General features: G+C 71.2%; 17 protein-coding genes. 9 read left to right on the top strand and 8 right to left on the bottom strand.

The features are described 5' to 3' along the window. Window positions 1-57 precede the first annotated feature (57 nt). The 4 genes from BCD49_RS00420 to BCD49_RS00405 form a co-directional block, all read right to left on the bottom strand. Complete coding sequence (locus tag BCD49_RS00420; protein ID WP_027140213.1) at window positions 58-858, bottom strand: VOC family protein; 801 nt, start codon at window positions 856-858, stop codon at window positions 58-60. Between the two features lie 87 nt (window positions 859-945). After that, window positions 946-1584 (bottom strand): pyridoxamine 5'-phosphate oxidase family protein, encoded by a 639-nt coding sequence (locus tag BCD49_RS00415; protein ID WP_007508699.1) that lies wholly within the window; start codon window positions 1582-1584, stop codon window positions 946-948. Window positions 1585-1689: 105 nt separating this feature from the next. Continuing rightward, window positions 1690-2529 carry a helix-turn-helix domain-containing protein gene (locus tag BCD49_RS00410; RefSeq protein WP_051466592.1) on the bottom strand — a complete coding sequence of 280 codons (840 nt, stop codon included), beginning with the start codon at window positions 2527-2529 and terminating at the stop codon, window positions 1690-1692. 62 nt (window positions 2530-2591) lie between these two features. Beyond that, the gene (locus tag BCD49_RS00405) at window positions 2592-4241 is read right to left on the bottom strand and encodes an MFS transporter (RefSeq protein ID WP_007508695.1); all 1650 of its coding nucleotides are present in this window, start codon (window positions 4239-4241) and stop codon (window positions 2592-2594) included. A gap of 231 nt (window positions 4242-4472) precedes the next feature. On the opposite strand from BCD49_RS00405, the gene trxA reads away from it, so the two are divergent. Next, on the top strand, window positions 4473-4853 hold the full coding sequence (gene trxA / locus BCD49_RS00400; RefSeq protein ID WP_007508694.1) for a thioredoxin: 381 nt from the start codon (window positions 4473-4475) through the stop codon (window positions 4851-4853). A 30-nt stretch (window positions 4854-4883) separates the two neighbouring features. Next, the gene (locus tag BCD49_RS00395) at window positions 4884-5324 is read left to right on the top strand and encodes an NUDIX hydrolase (protein ID WP_007508692.1); all 441 of its coding nucleotides are present in this window, start codon (window positions 4884-4886) and stop codon (window positions 5322-5324) included. 94 nt (window positions 5325-5418) lie between these two features. Here the strand turns inward: BCD49_RS00395 and BCD49_RS00390 are convergent, their stop codons facing one another. The 4 genes from BCD49_RS00390 to BCD49_RS00375 form a co-directional block, all read right to left on the bottom strand. Next, window positions 5419-7731 (bottom strand): hypothetical protein, encoded by a 2313-nt coding sequence (locus tag BCD49_RS00390; RefSeq protein ID WP_131803345.1) that lies wholly within the window; start codon window positions 7729-7731, stop codon window positions 5419-5421. 435 nt (window positions 7732-8166) lie between these two features. Next, window positions 8167-9648 carry an amidohydrolase family protein gene (locus tag BCD49_RS00385; protein WP_007508690.1) on the bottom strand — a complete coding sequence of 494 codons (1482 nt, stop codon included), beginning with the start codon at window positions 9646-9648 and terminating at the stop codon, window positions 8167-8169. Window positions 9649-9902: 254 nt separating this feature from the next. After that, window positions 9903-10394: an SRPBCC family protein gene (locus tag BCD49_RS00380; protein ID WP_232793907.1), complete on the bottom strand. Its 492-nt coding sequence runs from the start codon at window positions 10392-10394 to the stop codon at window positions 9903-9905. Between the two features lie 250 nt (window positions 10395-10644). Continuing rightward, on the bottom strand, window positions 10645-11085 hold the full coding sequence (locus tag BCD49_RS00375; protein ID WP_071040973.1) for a DUF3052 family protein: 441 nt from the start codon (window positions 11083-11085) through the stop codon (window positions 10645-10647). A gap of 193 nt (window positions 11086-11278) precedes the next feature. Here BCD49_RS00375 and BCD49_RS00370 point away from each other — a divergent pair, with 193 nt between their 5' ends. The 7 genes from BCD49_RS00370 (at window position 11279) to BCD49_RS00340 (ending at window position 20482) form a co-directional block, all read left to right on the top strand. After that, entirely contained in the window at window positions 11279-12943 is a 1665-nt protein-coding gene (locus tag BCD49_RS00370; RefSeq protein ID WP_232793908.1) for a sensor histidine kinase, read from the top strand. Window positions 12944-13147: 204 nt separating this feature from the next. Beyond that, the gene (locus BCD49_RS00365; RefSeq protein ID WP_007508686.1) at window positions 13148-14287 is read left to right on the top strand and encodes a magnesium transporter CorA family protein; all 1140 of its coding nucleotides are present in this window, start codon (window positions 13148-13150) and stop codon (window positions 14285-14287) included. A gap of 323 nt (window positions 14288-14610) precedes the next feature. Next, window positions 14611-15228: a hypothetical protein gene (locus BCD49_RS43355; RefSeq protein ID WP_007508685.1), complete on the top strand. Its 618-nt coding sequence runs from the start codon at window positions 14611-14613 to the stop codon at window positions 15226-15228. 277 nt (window positions 15229-15505) lie between these two features. Continuing rightward, a complete protein-coding gene (kdpF, locus tag BCD49_RS00355) occupies window positions 15506-15595 on the top strand; it encodes a K(+)-transporting ATPase subunit F (RefSeq protein WP_063630134.1) in 90 nt (29 codons plus the stop codon). Then, on the top strand, window positions 15596-17260 hold the full coding sequence (kdpA, locus tag BCD49_RS00350; protein ID WP_007508684.1) for a potassium-transporting ATPase subunit KdpA: 1665 nt from the start codon (window positions 15596-15598) through the stop codon (window positions 17258-17260). A gap of 71 nt (window positions 17261-17331) precedes the next feature. Then, window positions 17332-19569 (top strand): potassium-transporting ATPase subunit KdpB, encoded by a 2238-nt coding sequence (gene kdpB, locus BCD49_RS00345; protein WP_071040971.1) that lies wholly within the window; start codon window positions 17332-17334, stop codon window positions 19567-19569. A gap of 1 nt (window position 19570) precedes the next feature. Then, window positions 19571-20482: a potassium-transporting ATPase subunit C gene (locus BCD49_RS00340; RefSeq protein WP_007508681.1), complete on the top strand. Its 912-nt coding sequence runs from the start codon at window positions 19571-19573 to the stop codon at window positions 20480-20482. The last annotated feature ends 259 nt before the right edge of the window (window positions 20483-20741 follow it).

Here is a 20741-nt window from a genome sequence, read left to right as displayed (position 1 = left end):
TTCTGGTCCGGGCCGGGTGACCCTGCCGGGGCCGGACCAGAACCGGAGGGCCACCGGTCAGCCCGTCGGCGCGGCGTTCGGGTCCTTGTTCGGGCCGACCAGCTTGAAGACCGCGCCGGTCACGTCGACGGCCGTGGCGAGGCGGCCGTACGGGGTGTCCATGGGCGGGTTGACGGTCTTGCCGCCGAGCTCGGCCGCCGTCGCGAGGGTCGCGTCGACGTCCTCGGTCGCGAAGTACACCGACCAGTGCGCCGGCACCCCGGTCGGCAGGAAGGCGGCGGCGTCCATGATTCCGGCCAGCGGCTCGCCGGCGGCGTTCACCAGGATCGTGTAGCGGAACTCGTCGGTGTCGCCCACCGTCTTGGTGTTCCAGCCGAAGACGTCGCGGTAGAAGGCGACGGCCGCCTGGTGGTCGCGGGTGAACAGCTCGAAGTGGGCGGGCGCGCCCGGCTCGGCGGTCACCCCGAGGCCGGTGTGCAGCCCGGGCTGCCAGATGCCGATCATGGCGCCGGTCGGGTCGCCGACGACCGCCATCACGCCGAGATCGCCGACGGCCATCGCCGGAGCGATCACCTGGCCGCCCTTCTCGGCCACGGCGGCGACGGTCTTCTCGGCGTCGTCGGTACGCAGGTAGACCGACCAGACGTCGGGCACGCCCTGGTCCGGCTGGGACTGCATGCCGCCGGCGATGGGCTGGCCGTCCCGCAGGAAGTTGAAGTAGCCGCCGAACTGCTCGTTCGGCTCCTGCGCCGTCCAGCCGAACAGCTCGCCGTAGAACGTCCGGGCGGCTGCCGGGTCGGTCGTCATCAGGTCGACCCAGACGGGGGCGCCAGCAACAGTGGTGTCGAGCGGAGGCATCGCGAGCTCCATCTTGCTGATGAGGTCAACGGACATTCAGATAGACCCACCGGCCGTTGCGAACTCATCGGTGCCCGTAAAGATCCCTCAGCGCAGCGTCGGGGCCAGACCGACAGGGGTGGGCAGGATGCCGCGGTCCCCATCCGGCTCGGGCACCCCGGCGACGAGCCGGATCGGAACGACGCCAGCCCAGTGGCCGAGCGCGTGGTCGGCCTCGTCGTCGATCGGGCCGCCGGCGCGGGCCTTGAGCGCGACATCCGTGCCCTCGGCGGCGAGGTCGACGGCGAGCACCGCCGTCGCGGCGAGCTCCTTGGGCGACGGCGGCCGGCACTGCGCGGAACGGTCGGTCCCGACCCGGTCCACCAGCGCGGCGAGCATCCGGGTCTTCTCGTCGGCGCCGGCGACCAGCAGAGCGTCGCCGTGGACGACGACCGACCGGTAGTTCAGCGAGTGGTGGAACGCGGACCGGGCGAGGACGAGGCCGTCGAGGAGTGAGACGGTGACGCACACCGCCAACGGCTCCGGGCGCGCCGCCGCGAGGATCCGCGCGGCCGTCGAGCCGTGCACGTAGAGGGTGTCCCCGACCCGGGCGTGCAGGGTCGGCAACACGTGCGGCCGGCCGTCGATGACGACGCCGACGTGGCAGACCAGCGCCTCATCGAGCACGGAGTAGGCGGCGGCCCGGTCGGCGATGATGCGGTCACGGTAGCGGCTGGGGCGCAACATGGCGCCATCGTGTGCGGCGTCGCCGGGCGGCGTCCACGGAATTTCGACATGACGCCGCCAGCAGTCCGGCCCGACGAAAGCGCTGTTCAGCGGCTCGCGGTATCGCTACCCACCGCCGTCATGCAACGCGCGCAGCGCGGTCGCGGTCGAGGGGTCGGCGGGGAAGAAGGACTCCAGGGCGAGCTCGGCGACGGTGACGTCGACAGGGGTGCCGAAGACCGACGTCGTGCTGAGGAAGGTCAGCGTCGTTCCCTCGTGCCGGAACCGCAACGGGACGATGACGTCACCGGGTCCGGGTAGATCCACCAGCGGTTCCGCCTGGTCGCAGGGGTACGTCGTGAGCTCGTCGAGTAGCGCGAGAAGCTCCGGGTCGGCGCTGGCGCGCACCTGCCGGCGCAGCCGGCCGAGGATGTGCGCCCGCCACTCCCCCAGGTTCACGATGTGCGGTGCCAGCCCGTCCGGATGCAGGCTCAGGCGCAGCACGTTCACCGGCGGCTCCAGCAGCCGCGGGTGGGCCTTGCTGGTGAAGACGCTCAGGCTGGCGTTCGACTCGACCAGGTCCCAGCACCGGTCGACGAGCAGCGCCGGGTAGGGCTCGTGACCGCGCAGCAGCTGCCGGGCCGCCGCCAGCACCGGGGCGAGCGGCGGCGCGCCGAGCGGCGTCTCGCGGTAGGCGGGCGCGTGGCCGGCGCCGAGCAGCAGCTCGTTGCGCCGCCGCAGCGGGACGTCGAGGTGCTCGGCCAGCCGCAGCACCATCTCGGCGCTCGGCCGTGACCGCCCGGTCTCGATGAAGCTGAGGTGCCGGGCGGAGATGTCGGCCCGCAGCGCCAGCTCCAACTGGCTGAGCCGGCGCATCTCCCGCCACCGCCGCACGAGCACCCCGACCGGTTCGTCGGTGGAGCCGCCCGCCGTGGCCTCGACACCAGCGCGGACGCTCCTCGACATGGTCCGCGTCGTCATCACCGTTACCGCCCTCCTCCTGGATGCCCTGCCTCACCTACCTTCGGTCATTCCGGGGGTACGCCGCCTCGGCGGGTGGCCGGCAGAAGCATGAGCAGGCCGGCGCTCACGACCGAGGTGGCGGCGAGGTAACCGATCGACAGGACCAGTGCGTGTGGGTAGGCCGCCGGGCTGTCGGCGCCGGCCGCGCCGCCCGAGCGGTCGAGCGCGCCGAAGAAGATGACCCCGACGATCGCGACGCCGAAGGCGTTGCCCACCTGCTGCGCCGTCGCGAGCAGCCCGGACGCGGTACCGGCATGCCGCGGCGCGATACCGGCCAGGATGACCCCGATCAGCGGTGCCATCACCAGGCCCATCCCCGCACCGATGATCAGCAATGGTGCCGTGAGCAGCCAGGCCGAACCTGTCGTTCCCACCTGGTGGACGACGAGCGCGAGCAGTCCGAGACCGGCGGCCATCGCCAGCGCGCCGGCCGCGAGCGCCGCCCGACCGAACCGGCGGACCAGCGGACCACCGGCGAACGACGTCACCAGGTAGCCGGCGGCGAGCTGGGTGAACACCAGGCCGGCACGCAGCGCGTCCAGCCCCAGCCCCCGCTGCAGGTAGAGCGCGAGGACGAGGAAGAAGGACGCGACACCGGTGAAGAACACCAGGGCCGCGAGGAGACCGACCGTGAACGCCCGCTCCCGGAAAAGAGCCAGCTCGACGAGCGGCACCCGGCCGCGCCGCGTCATCCACCGCTGGTGGGGACCGAAGACGGCGAGCAGCACGGCGGCGCCAGCCAGGCAGAGCCAGGTCCACAACGGCCAGCCAGCCTCCCGCCCCTGCACCAGCGGCAGCACGGCCGCGACCAGCACCGTCGTCGCCAGCGCCGCCCCGACAAGATCCAGAGCGCCGCCAGTGCCGACGCCGGCGCCACCGTCGGCCCTCCCCCCGGCGGCACGGGCCCGCTCATCGAGGTCGGGCGGCCCGTCGAGGCGGGACTCGCGGATCGCCCTCGGGGCGAGCACGACGACGGCCACACCGATCGGAACGTTGATCAGGAAGCAGGTCCGCCAGCCGAGGCCGGCGACGTCCGCCTGCGTCAGCGCGCCGCCGATGAGCTGGCCGCAGGCCGCCGCCATCCCCATGGTCGTCCCGTACGCGGCGACCGCCCGCGCCCGCCGCGCGCCGACCCGGCCGACGCTGATGATCGAGAGGATCTGCGGGCTCATCAGCGCCGCGGCCAGGCCCTGCGCGACCCGGCCGACGATCAGCGTCTCGCTGCTGTCCGCGAGCCCGCAGACCGCCGACGCGACGGTGAAGAGCGCCATCCCGACGATGAACAGCCGACGGCGGCCGTAACGGTCGCCGAGCCGCCCGCCGGTGATCTGACCGCAGCCAAGCGCCAGGCCGAAGCCCGCGACCACCCACTGGACGGCGGCCGGGCCGGCGCCCAGGTCGGCCTGCATCGACGGGATCGCCACGTTCACGATGAAGAAATCAAGAATGATCATGAAGATCCCGGCGAGCAGCACGGGCAGCTCGAGCCGGGCCGCGAAACCCGACTCGCGGCCGGGGCGCGGTTCGCGCGGCACACCCGCCTTGCCCGGTCCCGCGGCCTGAGCCGCCGTGGACGGTGCGGCCGGCGCGGCCGGCGCGGCCGGCGCGGCCGGCGCGGCCGGCGTCAGGGCCTGGTCTTCCCTGGTCGCTGTCAACGGTGCCTCCGAACCTCGATCGGTCAGTGGCACCCACCGTCATCGCCGGGCCGATTCCGGTCGATTACCTCCGGCGTAAGCAGGCGTCCGGCAGGGGGTCGCGGCGCGGCCGRCCCCACCGACGACAGCCTTCGGGGGTCGAGATCGCGGCGTCGACCTGGCCTGGCGGGAATGCCGAGGCCCCGTCCGTCCTTGAGTTGGGCTAAGTGATCCGACGGAGGAAGGCCGGCGATGGCGACCAAGGAATTGACCAAGGAGAACTTCGACGAGGTGGTCGGTGGTGAGTCCGATCTCGTTCTGGTCGATTTCTGGGCGTCCTGGTGCGGGCCGTGCCGGATGTTCGGACCGGTGTACGAGCGGGCGTCCGAGAAGCACCCGGACGCGGTGTTCGGCAAGGTCGACACGGAGGCGCAGCCGGAGCTCGCCGCCCATTTCGGCATCTCGTCGATTCCCACGCTGATGATCGTGCGGGACAACGTCGTGCTCTACTCCCAGCCCGGCGCGCTGCCGGCGGCGGCGCTCGAGGACCTCATCACGCAGGCGAAGGCCGTCGACATGGACAAGGTCCGTGCCGAGGTCGCCGCGGAGGCCAGCGGCAGCGCCACCAGCTGAGCAGCGAGATCGTCAGCTAGCGTCCAGGGCGTGGCGAAAAATCCAAGAATCCGGCCTATCGCGCTGGCCGCCGTGCGACGCGAGGACGACCTGCTGGTTTACCAGGGGAAGGACCGCGTGACCGGCGACCTGATCTTTCGCCCGCTGGGCGGCGGTGTCGAGTTCGGTGAGACGGCCGTCGAGGCCGTGCACCGCGAACTGCGCGAGGAACTGGGCGCCGAGCTGACGAACGTCGAGCTGCTCGGTGTGCTGGAGAACATCTTCAGCTGGGAAGGCCGGCCGCACCACGAGATCGCCTTCATCTTCGGCGCGGATCTCCTCGACCGCTCGTTCTATGAGCGCGACGAGCTGGGCAAGGTGCTGGACGCCGATGACGACGAGGTGAGCTGGCAGCCCCTCTCCCATTTCGCCCAGCCATCGCCGCCCGTGCCGTTGTTGCCCCCGGGCCTGCTCGGGCTGCTCAGCCGCTGACCATCGCGTCCGGGCGTGGGCGTCCGGGTGTCCGGACGCCCGGAAGCCAGGACGCCGGCCGCCGAGGTCCTGGAGCGAGACGATCGCCGCCTCGTCAGGAGCGCCGCACCCGCCAGACGGTGAAGTCGACCGGAATGGACGTGGCGTGGTCGGGGCGCGCGGTCTCGCTTTCCTCCCAGAACGGCAACGAGGCGGTGATGTGCCGCGCGGCGACGAGCTCGACGCCCGGGATGTTCGGCACGTCGGTGCCGGACCCGATGACGAACACGGGCGAGTCCGGGAAACCGCTGAGGAAGTCCGCGACGTAGGCGGGCCTGTCCGCCTCGTCGTCGGGCAGCAAAGCTGACAGCTCGCCCCGACCGAGCCACAGCGCGGCCGGGAAGAGGTCGCTCTCCGTGAGGCAGCAAGGCTCCCGTGGCCAGAGGTAGACACCCTGGCGCCCGTCAGCAAGCGCGGTGAGCTCGGCTGTCACCGCGAAACTGCCGCCCATCTCGTCGTGGTGACGCAACGGAAGCGACTGCGGCACGAAGAAGGCGAGCAGGCCGCCGAGCGCGGCGACCGCGGGCAGGCCGACCGCCAGCCGCGTCGACAGGCGGCGGGTCGCGAACGCCGCCAACGCCACCCCGAGCGCGATCCCGGCCAGGGCGAGCAGTCCCGGCAGCGCCACCGGCACATAGCGACGCGCCCACCACATCAGCCGCACCGAGTTGCGGGTGTGCCAGGCGTAGACGGCCAGCAGCGGCAGCGTCGAGAGGGCGACTGCCCACAGCATGGCGTTCCAGCGGCGCACCGCGACCAGGGCCAGACCCGCGAGCGCCAGCAGGAACCCCGGCCAGGACACGAACCAGGCCAACCGGTCGAGAGACTGCTCGTCATAGGTGCGCTGGCGGCCCAGGCCCTCGAAGAACTTGTAGTCCGCGCCGAACAGCTGTCCGCGCAGCGCACCGAGCACGAACAGCCCCGCCGCGAACARCACGACGACCACGCCCGCGAACAGCTGGAACCGTCGGTTCCGATCCRCCTGGCTGACGGTGTGCGGGCCGCTGACGGTGTGCCGGCCGCGGACGGCCTGCCTGGCGATCATCCGTCTGACGACGGGGCGCGCCAGGAGGCCGACCGCGAACAGCACCGCGACGATGCCCGCGATGGTGGGCAGATCCGGGATGCCGTTGATGAGGGTGTAGTCGCGGTTCGCGTCCGGCGAGTAGGCCTGCCACAGCGCGTGCGGCAGCACGATGGCCACCCCGGCGGCGAAGGCCGCCGCGCGCCGGTCGAACCGGCGGACCGCGACGAGCGCGGCCCCGGCCGCCGCCGCGAGCAGCAACGTCAGCATCCCGTCGGCCCGGTCAAGGAAGCCGATACCGGCGAGAACACCAGCCAAGGCCGCCGGAAGCCGGGAACCGGTGGCCAGAGCCATGACAACGCCGAACAGGGCGGCGACGAAGAACAGCTGGGCGCTGATCTCGGACGACGGGTACTTGGCCTGCCAGACCTGCAGCATGTTCGTCGCGAGCAGCGCGCCGGTGGCGGCGCCGGCGAACAGCCCGGCCGCGCTGGCATACCGCCCGGCGCCGCCCGCAGCCGGTGGGGCCGGGCCGCCGAACGCGCTGGTGACCGCGCGCCGCACGACGAGCGTCAGCGTGCACACCGCGAGCAGGCCGCACAGCGGCCCGACCTGGATGAGGGCACGTTCGCCACCGAGGTCCGCGGCCGTCGCCAGCAGAGCCGGCCACAGCGCGTAGAACTGCGGCACGATCACGTCATCGTGGGATATCCACACTCCTGGGAATCGCGCTCCGGGAGAGGCCGCTTCCACGTGCGGCACCCGAGCCGGGTCGGAGGCCGGGTCGCGGAAGGAATACCCACCTGTCCGGGCGATCTCCATGCCGTGGGCGACGTAGCCTCCCGGGTCCTTGTCCGCGGCGCCGTAGTCAAACCCGGGGAAGAAGAAGAAACCCGCGAGGGCGGCGACGCCGGCGATCACCACGAGCCCCGCGGGATCGACACGGATTCGTACCCGTCGCCGTGGCTCGACGCCAGAAGCCCGGCCGGAGATGCCAGAAGCTCCGCCGGAGGCGGCCGTCCCGCCAGCGGGGAGAGTTCCCCGAGGTTCCTCGACGGTCAGCTCCCGGGAAGGGCGGCGGCGCGCGGCGACCAGCGCCCGACGACCGAGGGCGACGCCGGCCACCGCCACCAGCACGGCCGCCGTGGTAGCGGCGACCGCCGCCAGGCTGTGCGCACCAAGGTCGGCGAGCGCCAGCGACACCCAGGCGACCAAGGACAACACGAGCACCAGGCCGCCAATGATCGCCTCGGACAGCCACACCGTGGCCGGCCGGGCCTCCCCCTGATCAACCGATGGCACAGAGACGCCCCCGTCCGCCTCCGGCACAACCAAAGCGGTCATATCGGCACATTAACCTGACTATGCGCCGATAAACCTATGGTTTCTGTTAAGAACACCTCTCAGCCACAAACAGCGACCCTGCGCGAGATCCGAAAGATCGAGCAATCTCGCGGTGACCGACAACCTGCCGGATATGACCACCGACCGTAAGACCGGCGCCACTCGTCAATACCCGCGGACGAGGACCGCCAGGCACCCGCCGCTACGGAAAGTAGTCAACAGATCGACCGGCGGATGTTGACTCCGCCCTCGAGAGAGGGCGAAGCCGTCTGGAGGCCAAAGAACAGAAGATCAGTAGTCGGAGGATCGGCGCCTGGAAATCGGAGATCAGCGGCCAGACGACTGGAAGGCCAGGCCCCAGAAGGCCGAAGGCCGGAAGGCCAGAGGGCCAGAAGATCGGTGGGTCAGCGGGCCGGCGGATCAGGAGGCAGAGGGTCAGAAGGTCAGCGGGCCGACGGTGACGCCGGCCTCGCGGGCGGCGTGCCCGACGCGGGCATGCAGCTCGGCGCTGGCCGTCGTCGCGAGCTCGGACGGCGGCTGGGACGCGTCGTAGACGGACCGTCCACCGACATAGACCTGTTTGAGGTTGCGCAGGCCGCAGGCGAACACGTAGGTCGCGTAGACGTCCCAGATCGGGCCGGTGTCCGGCCGCCGCGGGTCGACGACGAGAAAGTCCGCCTGCTTGCCGACCTCCAGGCTGCCGACCCGGTCGGCGACGCCGAGCACCTCGGCCGAGCCGAGGGTGTGCATCCGCAGCATCTCGCGCGGCATGAGCACCTTCGCGTCGGAATGCAGGGCACGCAGGGTGTAGATACCGATCCGCATGTTCTGGAACGGGTCGGAGATGTCGGTGCAGGACTGGTCGTCGAGACCGACGCCGATCCGGATCCCGGCGGCGCGCAGCCGGGGAATGTCCGCGATTCCGGAGCCGAGCCGGCCGTTCGACGTCGGCTGCCAGACCATTCCGGCGCCCGTCGCCGCCGCCTTGTCGACCATTTCGTCCGTCGGGTGGACGAAATGGCCGAACAGGAAACGCGGCCCCAGTGCCCCGGCCTCGTCGTACCAGGCGAACTTGGCCCGCTGCTGCTCGATCGCCTCCGCCGTCTCGACGAAGTGGGCCTGGTTGATGACCGTGTGGCGGCGCATCAGCTCGGCCTCCAGCGCTGCGGACCGCGGTGAGCTGGCCCACTGCACCGCCCCGAACACCGCCGTACCGAGGTTGAGCGGGCCGGGAACCTTCGCCTCGGCGTAGCCGGCGATCTGGGCGAAGGTGTCGAGGACCTGTGCCTCGTCGAACGCCTCGTCGTCGAGCCGAACCGCCGACATCACCCGGATCCCGGCGTCGGCGCCCGCGTCGACCTGGCGGGTGACGAAGTCGACCGGCTGGATCCGGCCGGGCAACGCCTTGTTCGCGTGCTGGTCGTACTCCCAGAGCACCCGGCTCTGGGTGAAGTTGAACGCGGAGGTGATGCCGTTCTCGGCGAAGTCCAGGCAGCCGTGCAGCGTGAACCAGTACAGGTCCTCGACGCCGGCGCCGGCCAGCACGGCCATGTTCTCCGCCAGCCAGCCGTAGAGCGTCTCACCGACGCCGAGGCCGCGCAGCCCCGACATGAACAGGTGGCTGTGTGCCGAGATGAACCCGGGCGCGACGATCGCGCCGCCCGCATCGAGCACGGTCCCGGCGCGGGCGGAGCCGGCCGCCTCGTTGGCAGCGGAGCCGGCAACCGCGTCGGCGTCGCCGCTCGGGCCGTCCGGCGGCTCCCCGGCCGGCGGGTCGCCCGGCCCGATCGCGGTGATCGTGCCGGTGTCGTCGACGGTGAACCAGCCGCGGAACGGCTCCTGCCCATCCGCCATGGTCACCAGCAACGCGTTGACGACCGTCAACGCGGCCGACCCCGCGACGCCGTCCGCCTTCATGCCGCCTCCTCGGACTCGCGACTGGCAGGATCGGCCGACCGCCAACCTACGGCGCCACGTCCGTTCCACCCAGGCTGGACGCTACCCAGCCGGTGTTACAGCGCCCGGCCCGTTGTTACGGCTGGCTTCGGCCGCCTACGGCAGTTGAGTCCGAGCCTTGCCTCGGCGGGTCCGCCCGCGCCGTATGACGTCGTGCCGGCTCCGGGTCGCGTTCACCACCGTGCCACCGGCCTTCGACAGCGGCGAGCGGGCGGTCAGCCCTGCTCGACGGTGCGGGCGAGGATGCCGAGGGTGGCCCGCAGGCCGGCCTCGGGGATGATCGGGAAGATCCCCTTGCCGCGATAGGCCTCGTGGATCCGGCTCCAGTCGTAGTACGAGGTGACCAGGGTGCCGGTCTCCTTGGGCTCCAGCCGGTAGCCGTAGATGTGGCCGATCGGCGGCTGGATCAGACCGGAGATCGTCCACTCGATGTGCGCGTCCTGCTCGTACTCGGTGATGATGACCGTGACGTCGTACTTGCCGAGCGGGATGTCGTTCAGCGACTCACGGTCCATGTGCACGACGAAGGTGTCCCCGACCTCGTCCACCGGCGCACCGTCGCTGGACTGCAGCATCCCGGAGCTGTCGATCCTCACATGACCCTTCGGGTCACGCAGCACCTCGAAGATCTTGGAGGCTGGCGCCTCGATCTGGCGCGCCACCTCGAAACGTTCCTGCTCGGTCTCGGCCACGTCGGTCTCCGTCACGTCCGGCACCCTTCCCTTCTCCGCGCCCCGCAATGCGGGGCCCGGCCCCGCGAGAACGCGGCACCGCGAAAAGGTCCTAACACCCGCAAACCGGCGCCGTCCACCGAAGCCGTCCACCGAGGCCGGACCCGCATCGCCGGCACTTTCGAGCTGGCCGGCCACCTTGGTCGGTCGCTCTGACCCCTTGGGATGGGCTCCGAGCGCGCGAGGCTTCGCCATCGTCGCGTTCCCTTCACCCGGATCGACCGGTCTAGCGCAGTTCCTTGCGCCAGACGAGTTTCAGGCCAGACCAGTCGGTGTCGAGGGCAGCGACCTTGACGTCCACCAGGCCACGCGGGAGCGCGACCTCGCGGATGAGGTTCTCCGTGACGTCGCTGCGGTGCCCGGCCGCGCGGCGAGGCCAGGCGATCCACAGCGCGCCCGCCGGATGGACGGCCCGCGCGAACCCCGAGACAGCGGCGGTCAGGTCAGCGGGCGTCCGGCAGAAGGCGACGACGATGTCGGACTGCCCGGCCGCCTGGGACGACTCGGCCGGAGGCGGCTGGGGCAGGTCTGACGTCGTCACCCCGGATGGGAGGTCAGGGATCGCCCAGCCATCCGGCGCGGCGCACAGGACGACCTCGTGCCCAGCCTTCACCCCGATCTTGYGGGCCAGCGGCGTACCGGAGTAACCGGCCTGAGAACCACTCACCCGGCCAGTCTGATCCGCCCTGGATACGGGCTTGCCCACCGGTCGTCGACGCGGCACCCACCGAGCTGGCCTTCTGGCGCCCCTGGCAAGGTGGGCGGCCCGGCCACCCCTGCCGAGGGTGGGGTTGTCCCGACCGTGCCGGGCGGTCTGGGCCCATGGTGCGGACCTGGGGTGGCAAGGCAGGCTTGTAGGCGTGGAAGTCGATCGTGCGCAGGACGAGACCCCGACGCCTGGCGGGCTGGAACCGGGCGTTGCGGAGCACGGCGGTGTCATGCCCGCCGGCTCCGAGTTTGGCAGCCGGAAAACCCCGATGGCCGCCGACGCCGAACCCGCCAGTGGCCGTGGCGACGTCGATGACGTCGATGACATCGACAGCGCCGACGACGGCGACGGTGACGGTGACGGTGACGGTGACGGCATGGGCACCGATGGCGAGGACCGGCCGTCGCCGATCGAGGCGGCAAGCCCGCTGGCCGTGGACATGTCGACGACGCCCGCACCTGGCGCGGCGTGGGCGAAGGCGCCGGCCACCTCCGCACCCGTTCCGGCTCCGGCTCCGGCTCCGGCGAGCGAAAGCATCCCGCTGATGGGGCTCGGGGCGCGCGCGTGGAAGCAGGTCACGTTCGCGCTGCTGAACCTGCCGCTCGGGATCGCCGGCTTCGTGTGCATGGTCGTGCTGCTCAGCGTCGGCAGCGGGCTGGCGGTGACGATCATCGGATTGCCGCTCCTGGCCGTCGCCCTGGCGGTCTGCCGGGCCTGGGGGCGGGTCGACCGGGCACGGGCGCGGGCGCTGCTCGGCCTCCAGATCGCGTCGCCGTCGAAGATGCCCGTTCGCGAAAGCGGCTTCTTCGGCTGGCTCTGGACTCGGCTGGCCGACCCCGTCGGCTGGCGCAGCGCCTTGTACCTGCTCATCCGACTGCCCTGGGGGATCGTCACCTTCGTCGTGACGCTCACGCTGCTGGTCGTCTTCTGGCCGGTCGTGCCATACGTCGTCTATGGCTTCGCCGCGGCCGACCGAGCGATGATCTCGGCCTTGCTGTCACCGTCCAGCGCGACGGAGCGGCGGATCCGGGAGCTGGAGGCGCGCAGGGAGACGATGGTCGGCGCGGCCGCCGACGACCGCCGCCGGATCGAGCGAGACCTGCATGACGGCGCCCAGGCCCGGCTCGTCGCCCTCGCCATGGATCTAGGCCTCACCAAGGAACGGATGGCCCAGGATCCCGAAGCGGCGGCCCAGATGATCGAGCAGGCGCATGGTGAGGTCAAGGTCGCCCTGCGCGAGCTGCGCGACCTTGCCCGCGGCATCCACCCCGCGATCCTCACCGAGCGCGGCCTCGGCGCGGCGCTCACGAACGTGGCCGGGCGGTGCACCGTGCCGGTGACGGTGAGTGTCGACCTGCCGAGCCACCGCCCGTCGGCGGCCGTCGAGGGCCTCGTCTACTTCACCGCGTCCGAGCTGCTGACCAATGTCAGCAAGCACAGCGGCGCCCGGACGGCATCCATCCGGCTGACCCGTCCCGGCGACCGGCTCGAGCTCACCATCACCGACGACGGCCGCGGCGGCGCCACGATCGCTCCGGGCGGTGGGCTCGCGGGGCTCGCCGAACGCGTCGGCGCGATGGACGGCAGGTTCACGCTGACCAGCCCACCCGGCGGCCCGACCGTCGCGACCGCTCGCCTTCCCTGGCAGGACGCGGGCTCCGACCCCAGCTCGGCCGGGAAGGAGGCCAGGCGGGCGGCCCACGAAGCCAGGCACGAACGCCAGCATGAACGCCAGGACGCGCGACGCGCGACGCAGGAGGCGCGCCACGCGCAACGAGATGCCGAGCGGGACGCCGCTCAGCGCAGAGACGGCTGATGGTCACTGCCCGGAGGCCGGGACGCGAACGGCGAGTAATCACGGTCCGTTGACGCGCGCGGCGGGAACGCGGCGGGAAAAGGTGCCGCGGGGGCCTATCGTCCGTCCGGGCGACCGGGTCTCGCCCGCGGCGCACCCACCGGCTCGCCCGCGGTGCCCGCGGGGCGCCGGCGGTGAGCTGGAGCTGGTGAGTTCGAGGCGTCGATGGATGTTCGGCTGGTAACGAGGACGGGTGTCGAGCGGCACCCCGTCGAGGCGCTGCCCGACCTGCTCGCCAGGGCACGGGCCGCCGCCACCGATGACGGCGGCGGCGAGGAGAGCGGCTACGGCGACGACGGGGACGGCCGCGGGGGCGCCGGGTTCGTCTGGTTGGACATCCCGGACTGCGAGCCGACGGCGACGAAGGTGCTCCGAGAGGTGTTCGGCTTCCATCCACGGGCGGTGCACGACTGTTCCGACCGCAACCGGGTGCCCAAGACCCACTCGTACGCCGACCACGTGTTCGTCGTCCTGCACACGCCGGAACGCGGCGAGGGTGGCCACGTCCACTACATCGAGCTCGACCAGTTCATCGGCCGCCATTTCCTGGTCACGGTGCACGGACCGATCAACCCGGTGGTCGACCCCCAGGTCGCGGTCCGGGAGACCCGGTCGGTACTGGAACGGCTGGAGTCGGGACGGCTGCGGCCGGCGACGCCGTTCGACCTGACGCACGCGATCGTGCTGGCGCTCGCCGCGAGCCAGGAGTCGTTCGTGGAAGCGCTGACCGCCGACGTGTGGGACCTGGAGCAGCGGGTCGTCGGTGGGCATTTCGGAGAGCCGGAGCCGTTCCTGGACGAGATGTTCCGAGCACGGCACGGCCTGCTGGCGGCCCGGACGATCAGCACACTGAACAGAGAGATTTACGCCCGGCTCGCCGGAAGGTCCTGGGCACTAACGCCAGTCGCGCGACCGCTGCTCGCGGAGGCCGTCGACGAGTTCGAGCAGGTTCGGAACCTGGCCGACGTCCAGCGCGAGTACCTGCAGGGAGTCATCGAGTTCTACCGCACCCGGATCGAGACGAAGATGACGATCGCGGCCGAGCGCCTCGCCGTCATCGCCGCGATCACACTTCCGGTCACCGCGATCTCATCCGTCTATGGCATGAACATCATCGTCAACAGCCACACCCGGTATCTGCAGTTGGCCATCGTCCTGGTCGCGATCGTGACGATGTCCGCCACCCTGCTGCGCTGGGCCCGCCGCCGCGGCTGGTGGGGCACCCTCGACCGGCACGACCGACGAGGGGACGTCCCGAACCCTCGGGGACGGCGCGACGAGAACCCTGGCCCGCATCCGCTGTGACCCGGTCGGCGATTCGTTCAGCCGCGCCGGGCGTTCACCAAGGCCGGCGGTGGGTCCGCGGTGGGCCGGGCTGGTAGTCCAGGCCGGGCTGGTAGTCCAGGCCGGGCTGGTAGCCGCGTATACGGGGCGTCTAGATCGGGCCAAGGCGCGTCAACGTCTCGTTCACGGCCACGCGAACGGGGTGTGGGCGGAGAAATGGTGGACGGAGCCTGGCCGGGCGGATCGCGGACCGGCACCGCCCGGATCCCCCGCGCGGCCGACCGGCCAGGCGATGACAGCGCCGCCCACCCGCGGCCGGCGGCGTCCGGGCATCGGAGGCGGTCATGCGGTCACGAGCAGCTTCTTGTCCCTCTCCCGAGGTGGCGTCTCCCTTTCCCGAGGCGGCGTCGGCCGGGCACGGCGCGGCCGACGCCGAAGTGATCTCGACCGAGGCCGGGCCGACACCGACACCGACAGCCGCGGTGCTCGCGATCACCTTCACCGGCGTTCTCGTGCTCGCCGCCGTGTTCGTCTGGGTTTCGGCGGCCCGTCACGTCGGGTTGGCGATGCTCTGCTGCTTCGTGGCGTTGGTGGCCTGGCGCGCGACCATCTCGGGGGCGGCACTGGCGGGTGTGCTTGCCTGGCCCTTCTATCTCGGGATGGTCGTCCGCGGCGACGGCCAGCTGGCCGCGCCCGGCCGCTCCGGGCTCATCGCCCTGGCACTCCTGGCCGGCGCGGCCGTCACGCCCACGATGACGCGCCGGGTGGTGACCCGGCACGTCCGCCGCCGCGTCCGGCCGGCCTCCGCCGCCGACGGCCTCGCCACCCTTCACCCCACCCGTCACCGTTCCATCGAGCTACCTCGGTCTTCCGCCACGTTTTCTGACAACGGATGTTTTTCGGCCGCGGTCCCCGCCGCACACCGGAAGTGGCCCGGGACACACGGTCAGGCCAGGTCGTAAAAGCGGTGTAGAAACCCCGGTGGAGGCCGTCAACAGGGCGTCAACGGGGATCGCATCCCTCCGGGTCCGCCCCATGATGTGACAGCGGTTCCGAGACCGGGACGATTCATTCCGGCCCGGGTAGATCTCGCCCTGGCCACACCGTTCCAGTGGGTCTGCGCCTACGGAAGGCGGACCCAGAAAGTGRGCTTCAAGCCATGTCCGACCTGGTCTTCGTCGTGGTGGTGATCGCGTCTTTCGTCGTGCTCGCGGTCATTGCCCGCGGGGTGGAGAAACTATGAGCGCCGAGAATCTTGCCGGCCTCGTCCTCATTGTGGCCGTCGCCGGCTACCTGGTGGCGGCTCTACTCTTCCCGGAGAAGTTCTAAATGAGCGCCGGGTGGGCCGGTGTCCTTTTCGTCGCCACGTTGGTGGCGGCGCTCTGCCTCGTCTACCGCCCGTTCGGGGACTACCTCGCCCACGTGTACACGAGCCCGCGTGACACCCGGGCGGAGCGGGTCGCCTACCGCCTCGTCGGCGTCGATCCCCGCGCCGAGCAGCGGTGGCCGGCGTACCTGCGCTCCGTGCTGGCGTTCTCGGCCGTCGGTGTCCTGTTCCTCTACGGGTTCCTGCGGCTGCAGAACCACCTGCTGCTCAGCCTCGGCATGCCGGCGATGGAGCAGAGCCAGGCGTTCAACACCGCCGTCAGCTTCGTCACGAACACGAACTGGCAGTCGTACTCGGGCGAGTCGGCCGCCGGGCACCTCGTCCAGATGGCCGGGCTCGCCGTGCAGAACTTCGTGTCGGCCGCGGTCGGCATGGCGGTCGCGGTGGCGCTGGTGCGTGGATTTGCCCGGTCCCGTACCGAGACGCTCGGGAACTTCTGGGTGGACCTGACCCGCGGCACGCTGCGGGTGCTGCTGCCGGTCAGCTTCGTCTTCGCGATCGTGCTGGTCGCCGGCGGCGCGATCCAGAACCTGCACGGCAACCGGACGTTCGCCACCGTCGTCGGCGGCCAGCAGACGATCACCGGCGGACCGGTCGCGAGCCAGGAGGCGATCAAGGAGCTCGGCACGAACGGCGGCGGGTTCTACAACGCGAACTCGGCCCACCCGTTCGAGAACCCGACCTCGTGGACGAACTGGATCGAGATCTTCCTGCTGCTGGTGATCCCGTTCAGCCTGCCCAGGATGTTCGGGAAGATGGTCGGCAACGCCCGCCAGGGGCTGGCGATCGTCGCGGTCATGGCGGTGCTGGCCGTCGGCAGCCTCGCCATCAACGCGGGATTCCAGATGGCCCATCACGGCACGGTTCCGGAGGCAGTCGGCGCGTCCACCGAAGGCCTGGAAAGCAGGTTTGGGGTACCGCAGTCGGCGACGTTCGCCACGGCGACGACGCTGACGTCCACGGGCGCGGTCAACTCCTTCCACGACTCGTACACCAGCATTTCCGGTGCGACGCTCATCCTGAACATGGCGCTTGGGGAGATCGCGCCCGGCGGCGCCGGTTCCGGCCTCTACGGAATGCTCATGCTGGCCGTGGTCGCGGTGTTCGTCGCGGGACTGATGATCGGCCGGACACCTGAGTATCTCCAGAAGAAGATCGGCGCGCGGGAAATCAAGTTCGCCGCTCTCTACCTGCTGGCGACGCCCGCGGTCGTGCTGATCGGCACCGCGGTGGCGATGGCGCTGCCGGGCGAGCGCGCGTCGATGCTCAACTCCGGGCCGCACGGCCTATCCGAGGTGCTGTACGCCTTCACGTCCGCCGGCAACAACAACGGGTCGGCGTTCGCCGGCATCTCGGTGAACACCACCTGGTACAACACGGCGCTCGGCCTCGCGATGCTGTTCGGCCGGTTCCTGCCGATCGTGCTGGTGCTGGGGCTGGCCGGATCGCTCGCCGCGCAGCGCCCGGTGCCGGTCTCGGCGGGGACGCTGCCCACGCACCGCCCGCAGTTCGTCGGGATGCTCGCCGGCGTCGCGCTGATCCTCGTCGCGCTCACCTACTTCCCGGCGCTCGCGCTCGGCCCGCTCGCCGAAGGAATCCACCAGTGAGCACCAATGGTGCCGGGTCCAGGGCGGACGAGACCGCGTCTACTCCGCAGACAACCGTGATGGAAAAGGCCATGAAGACAGGTGACACGCCCGCCGACGGCTCGCCCGAGCCGGACGGCTCGCACAGGCCGGCACGCCGGGCCGGTGGGCTGTTCGACCCGGCGCAGCTGATCCGCTCGCTGCCGGAGGCGGTCGGCAAGCTGGACCCGCGGACGCTGTGGCGCAACCCGGTGATGTTCGTCGTCGAGATCGGCGCCGTGTTCTCGACGGTGTTGGCGATCGCCGACTCGACGGTCTTCGCCTGGCTGACGGTCGCCTGGCTCTGGCTGACCGTGCTGTTCGCGAACCTCGCCGAGGCCGTCGCCGAGGGCCGCGGTCGGGCGCAGGCCGACACGCTGCGCCGCACCCGCACCGACACGGTGGCCCGCCGGCTGGCCGGCTGGCGCGTGGGCGCCCCCGTCGACCCGAGCCAGGCCGAGCGGGTGCCCGCGCCCGAGTTGCTGCTTGGCGACCACGTCGTCGTCGAGGCCGGCGAGGTCATCCCCGGTGACGGGGACGTCGTCGCCGGCGTCGCGAGCGTGGACGAGTCGGCGATCACCGGCGAGTCGGCGCCCGTCATCCGCGAGTCCGGCGGCGACCGGTCGTCGGTCACGGGTGGCACGAAGGTCCTCTCCGACCAGATCGTCGTGCGGATCACCCAGAAGCCGGGCCAGAGCTTCATCGACCGGATGATCCGGCTCGTCGAGGGCGCCAGCCGGCAGAAGACACCGAACGAGATCGCGCTGAACATCCTGCTGGCGAGCCTGACGATCGTGTTCCTCCTCGCGGTGGCCACGCTGCAGCCGCTGGCGATCTTCTCCCGCGCCCAGCATCCGGGCGTCGGCGACACCAGCGCCCTGAACGCTCACGGCGTGACCGGAATCGTGCTGGTCGCACTGGTGGTCTGCCTGATCCCGACGACAATCGGCGCGCTGCTCTCGGCGATCGGCATCGCCGGCATGGACCGGCTGGTACAGCGCAACGTGCTGGCCATGTCCGGCCGGGCCGTCGAGGCCGCGGGCGACGTCAACACCCTGCTGCTGGACAAGACCGGCACGATCACCCTCGGAAACCGGCAGGCGTCGGAGTTCCTCCCGTTCGGCGGCATCACACCCGACCTGCTGGCGGATGCGGCTCAGTTGTCGTCGCTGGCCGACGAGACGCCGGAAGGCCGCTCCATCGTCGTCCTGGCCAAGGAGCGGCATGGACTGCGGGAACGCAGCCCCGGTGAGCTCGGACATGCCCGGTTCGTCCCCTTCACCGCACAGACCCGGATGTCCGGCGTCGACCTGACCGACAGCGCGGGCACCGGCACCGCTGGCGGCACCGGCGACGGCGACGGGGTGTATGTGCGCCGATCGATCCGCAAGGGCGCCGCCGCCGCCGTGCTGCACTGGGTGCGCGAGGAAGGCGGCACGGTTCCTGGTGGCGTCCGGGAGGCCGTCGACGAGATCTCGGCGACCGGCGGCACGCCGCTGGTCGTCGCCGAACGGGTCGCGCCGGCGCCAGGCGTCGCCGGTGAGCCCAGGACCCGCGTCCTCGGCATCATCCAGCTGAAGGACATCGTCAAGCAGGGCATGCGCGAGCGGTTCGACGAGCTGCGGGCCATGGGCATCAGGACCGTGATGATCACTGGTGACAACCCGCTCACCGCGAAGGCCATCGCGAACGAGGCCGGCGTCGACGACTTCCTCGCCGAGGCCACGCCCGAGGACAAGATGGCCCTGATCAAGCGGGAGCAGGCGGGCGGCAAGCTGGTCGCGATGACCGGCGACGGCACGAACGACGCCCCGGCCCTCGCCCAGGCCGACGTCGGCGTCGCCATGAACACCGGCACCTCCGCCGCCAAGGAGGCCGGGAACATGGTCGACCTCGACTCGAACCCGACGAAGCTCATCGAGATCGTCGAGATCGGCAAGCAGTTGCTCATCACCCGCGGCGCCMTGACCACGTTCTCGATCGCGAACGACGTCGCGAAGTACTTCGCGATCATCCCCGCGATGTTCGCCGCGATCTACCCGGGTCTCGACAGGCTCAACGTCATGCGGCTGGCGAGCCCGGAGTCGGCCATCCTGTCCGCCGTCATCTTCAATGCGGTGATCATCATCGCGCTGGTCCCGCTCGCCCTGCGCGGGGTGCGGTACCGACCGGCCAGCGCGTCCTCGATGCTGCGCCGCAACCTGCTCGTCTACGGAGTCGGCGGCCTCGTCGCCCCCTTCCTCGGCATCAAGATCGTCGATCTGATCATCCAGTTCATCCCGGGGATTTGACATGGTCATCCGGCTTCCGAGCTGGGCCCGCCAGCACCTCGCCGCGCTGCGCGCCCTGCTCGTGTTCACCGTCATCTGTGGACTCGCCTACCCGTTCGCGCTCCTCGCCGTGGCCCAGATTCCTGGGCTGCATGGCAGGGCCGAAGGCTCACTCATCAAGGCGACGGACGGCACCGTCGTCGGCTCACGGCTCATCGGCCAGCTGGCCACCGACGGCGACGGCGACCCGTTGCCCGGCTACTTCCAGCCACGGCCGTCGGCCGCCGGCGACGGCTACGACCCGACGTCGACCAGCGCGTCGAACCTCGGCCCCGAGGACGTCGTCGACGCTCCGGACGACCCGGCGACCGCGGACGACGAGAGCCGCCAGAGCCTGCTCACTCAGGTCTGCGCGCGCAGCAAGGCGGTGGGCGAGGCGAACGGGGTCGACGGCGCGCGGCCGTACTGCACGCCGTCCGGCGTCGGCGCGGTGCTCGCCGTGTTCTACGCCGAGCAGGGCTACCAGGGCGCGGTCACCCGGGTGGTCAGCGTCAACGAGGTCTGCCCGGCCACGCCGTTCCTGGCCACCTACGCGGGAAGCACGGTGAGCTGCCGCGAACTGGACGAGGACGTCACGGCCGGCAAGATCGTGCCGATCCGAGGCGATGCCCCGGCGAAGCCGGCCGTACCGGCCGATGCCGTCACCGCCAGCGGCAGTGGCCTCGATCCGGGCATCTCGCCGGCCTACGCCCGCCTTCAGGTCGCGCGAGTCGCCCACGATCGCGGCCTGGACCCGACCGTCGTCGCAAAGCTGGTCGCTGAGCACACCACGGGCCGCGCCCTGGGATTCATGGGCGAACCGACGGTCAACGTCGTCGAGCTGAACGCCGCCCTCGACCGCATCAGCAAACCCGCCGCCCGCGCGGCCGGCTGACCACGGCAGGGCATAGCTGGGATCGGGCCGCCCCGAAGGCGGCGGCCCGATCCCATATGCGCGCACCCAGGATGTGATCATGAGCATCCAGCCGCCCACGGACGAGTAGATGATCGTCGCGAGGGTATGCGGGCCGACGTGGCAGTTCCCACTCGCGGCCCACTCGCGCCCGCCCCCGGCGCGGCGCGCGGCGGAGAGGCAGCCGCCGGGTGAGCGTAGCGGCCATGCATCCAGGTCGGGGGTGTCAAGAAACCGTTAA

It is taken from the genome of Pseudofrankia sp. EUN1h, from assembly GCF_001854645.1.
Classification (GTDB): Bacteria; Actinomycetota; Actinomycetes; order Frankiales; family Frankiaceae; genus Pseudofrankia; species Pseudofrankia saprophytica.
This window is presented reverse-complemented; position numbering and strand designations above follow the sequence as displayed.

Excerpts from the sequence above, each read along its gene's own strand:
- BCD49_RS00420 (WP_027140213.1), bottom strand. The coding sequence starts at position 858 with ATGCCTCCGCTCGACACCACTGTTGCTGGCGCCCCCGTCTGGGTCGAC.
- kdpA (WP_007508684.1), top strand. The coding sequence starts at position 15,596 with ATGAGCGCCGGGTGGGCCGGTGTCCTTTTCGTCGCCACGTTGGTGGCG.
- BCD49_RS00340 (WP_007508681.1), top strand. The coding sequence starts at position 19,571 with ATGGTCATCCGGCTTCCGAGCTGGGCCCGCCAGCACCTCGCCGCGCTG.
- trxA (WP_007508694.1), top strand. The coding sequence starts at position 4,473 with ATGGCGACCAAGGAATTGACCAAGGAGAACTTCGACGAGGTGGTCGGT.
- BCD49_RS00385 (WP_007508690.1), bottom strand. The coding sequence starts at position 9,648 with ATGAAGGCGGACGGCGTCGCGGGGTCGGCCGCGTTGACGGTCGTCAAC.
- BCD49_RS00365 (WP_007508686.1), top strand. The coding sequence starts at position 13,148 with ATGGATGTTCGGCTGGTAACGAGGACGGGTGTCGAGCGGCACCCCGTC.
- BCD49_RS43355 (WP_007508685.1), top strand. The coding sequence starts at position 14,611 with ATGCGGTCACGAGCAGCTTCTTGTCCCTCTCCCGAGGTGGCGTCTCCC.
- kdpF (WP_063630134.1), top strand. The coding sequence starts at position 15,506 with ATGAGCGCCGAGAATCTTGCCGGCCTCGTCCTCATTGTGGCCGTCGCC.
- BCD49_RS00410 (WP_051466592.1), bottom strand. The coding sequence starts at position 2,529 with ATGTCGAGGAGCGTCCGCGCTGGTGTCGAGGCCACGGCGGGCGGCTCC.
- BCD49_RS00415 (WP_007508699.1), bottom strand. The coding sequence starts at position 1,584 with ATGTTGCGCCCCAGCCGCTACCGTGACCGCATCATCGCCGACCGGGCC.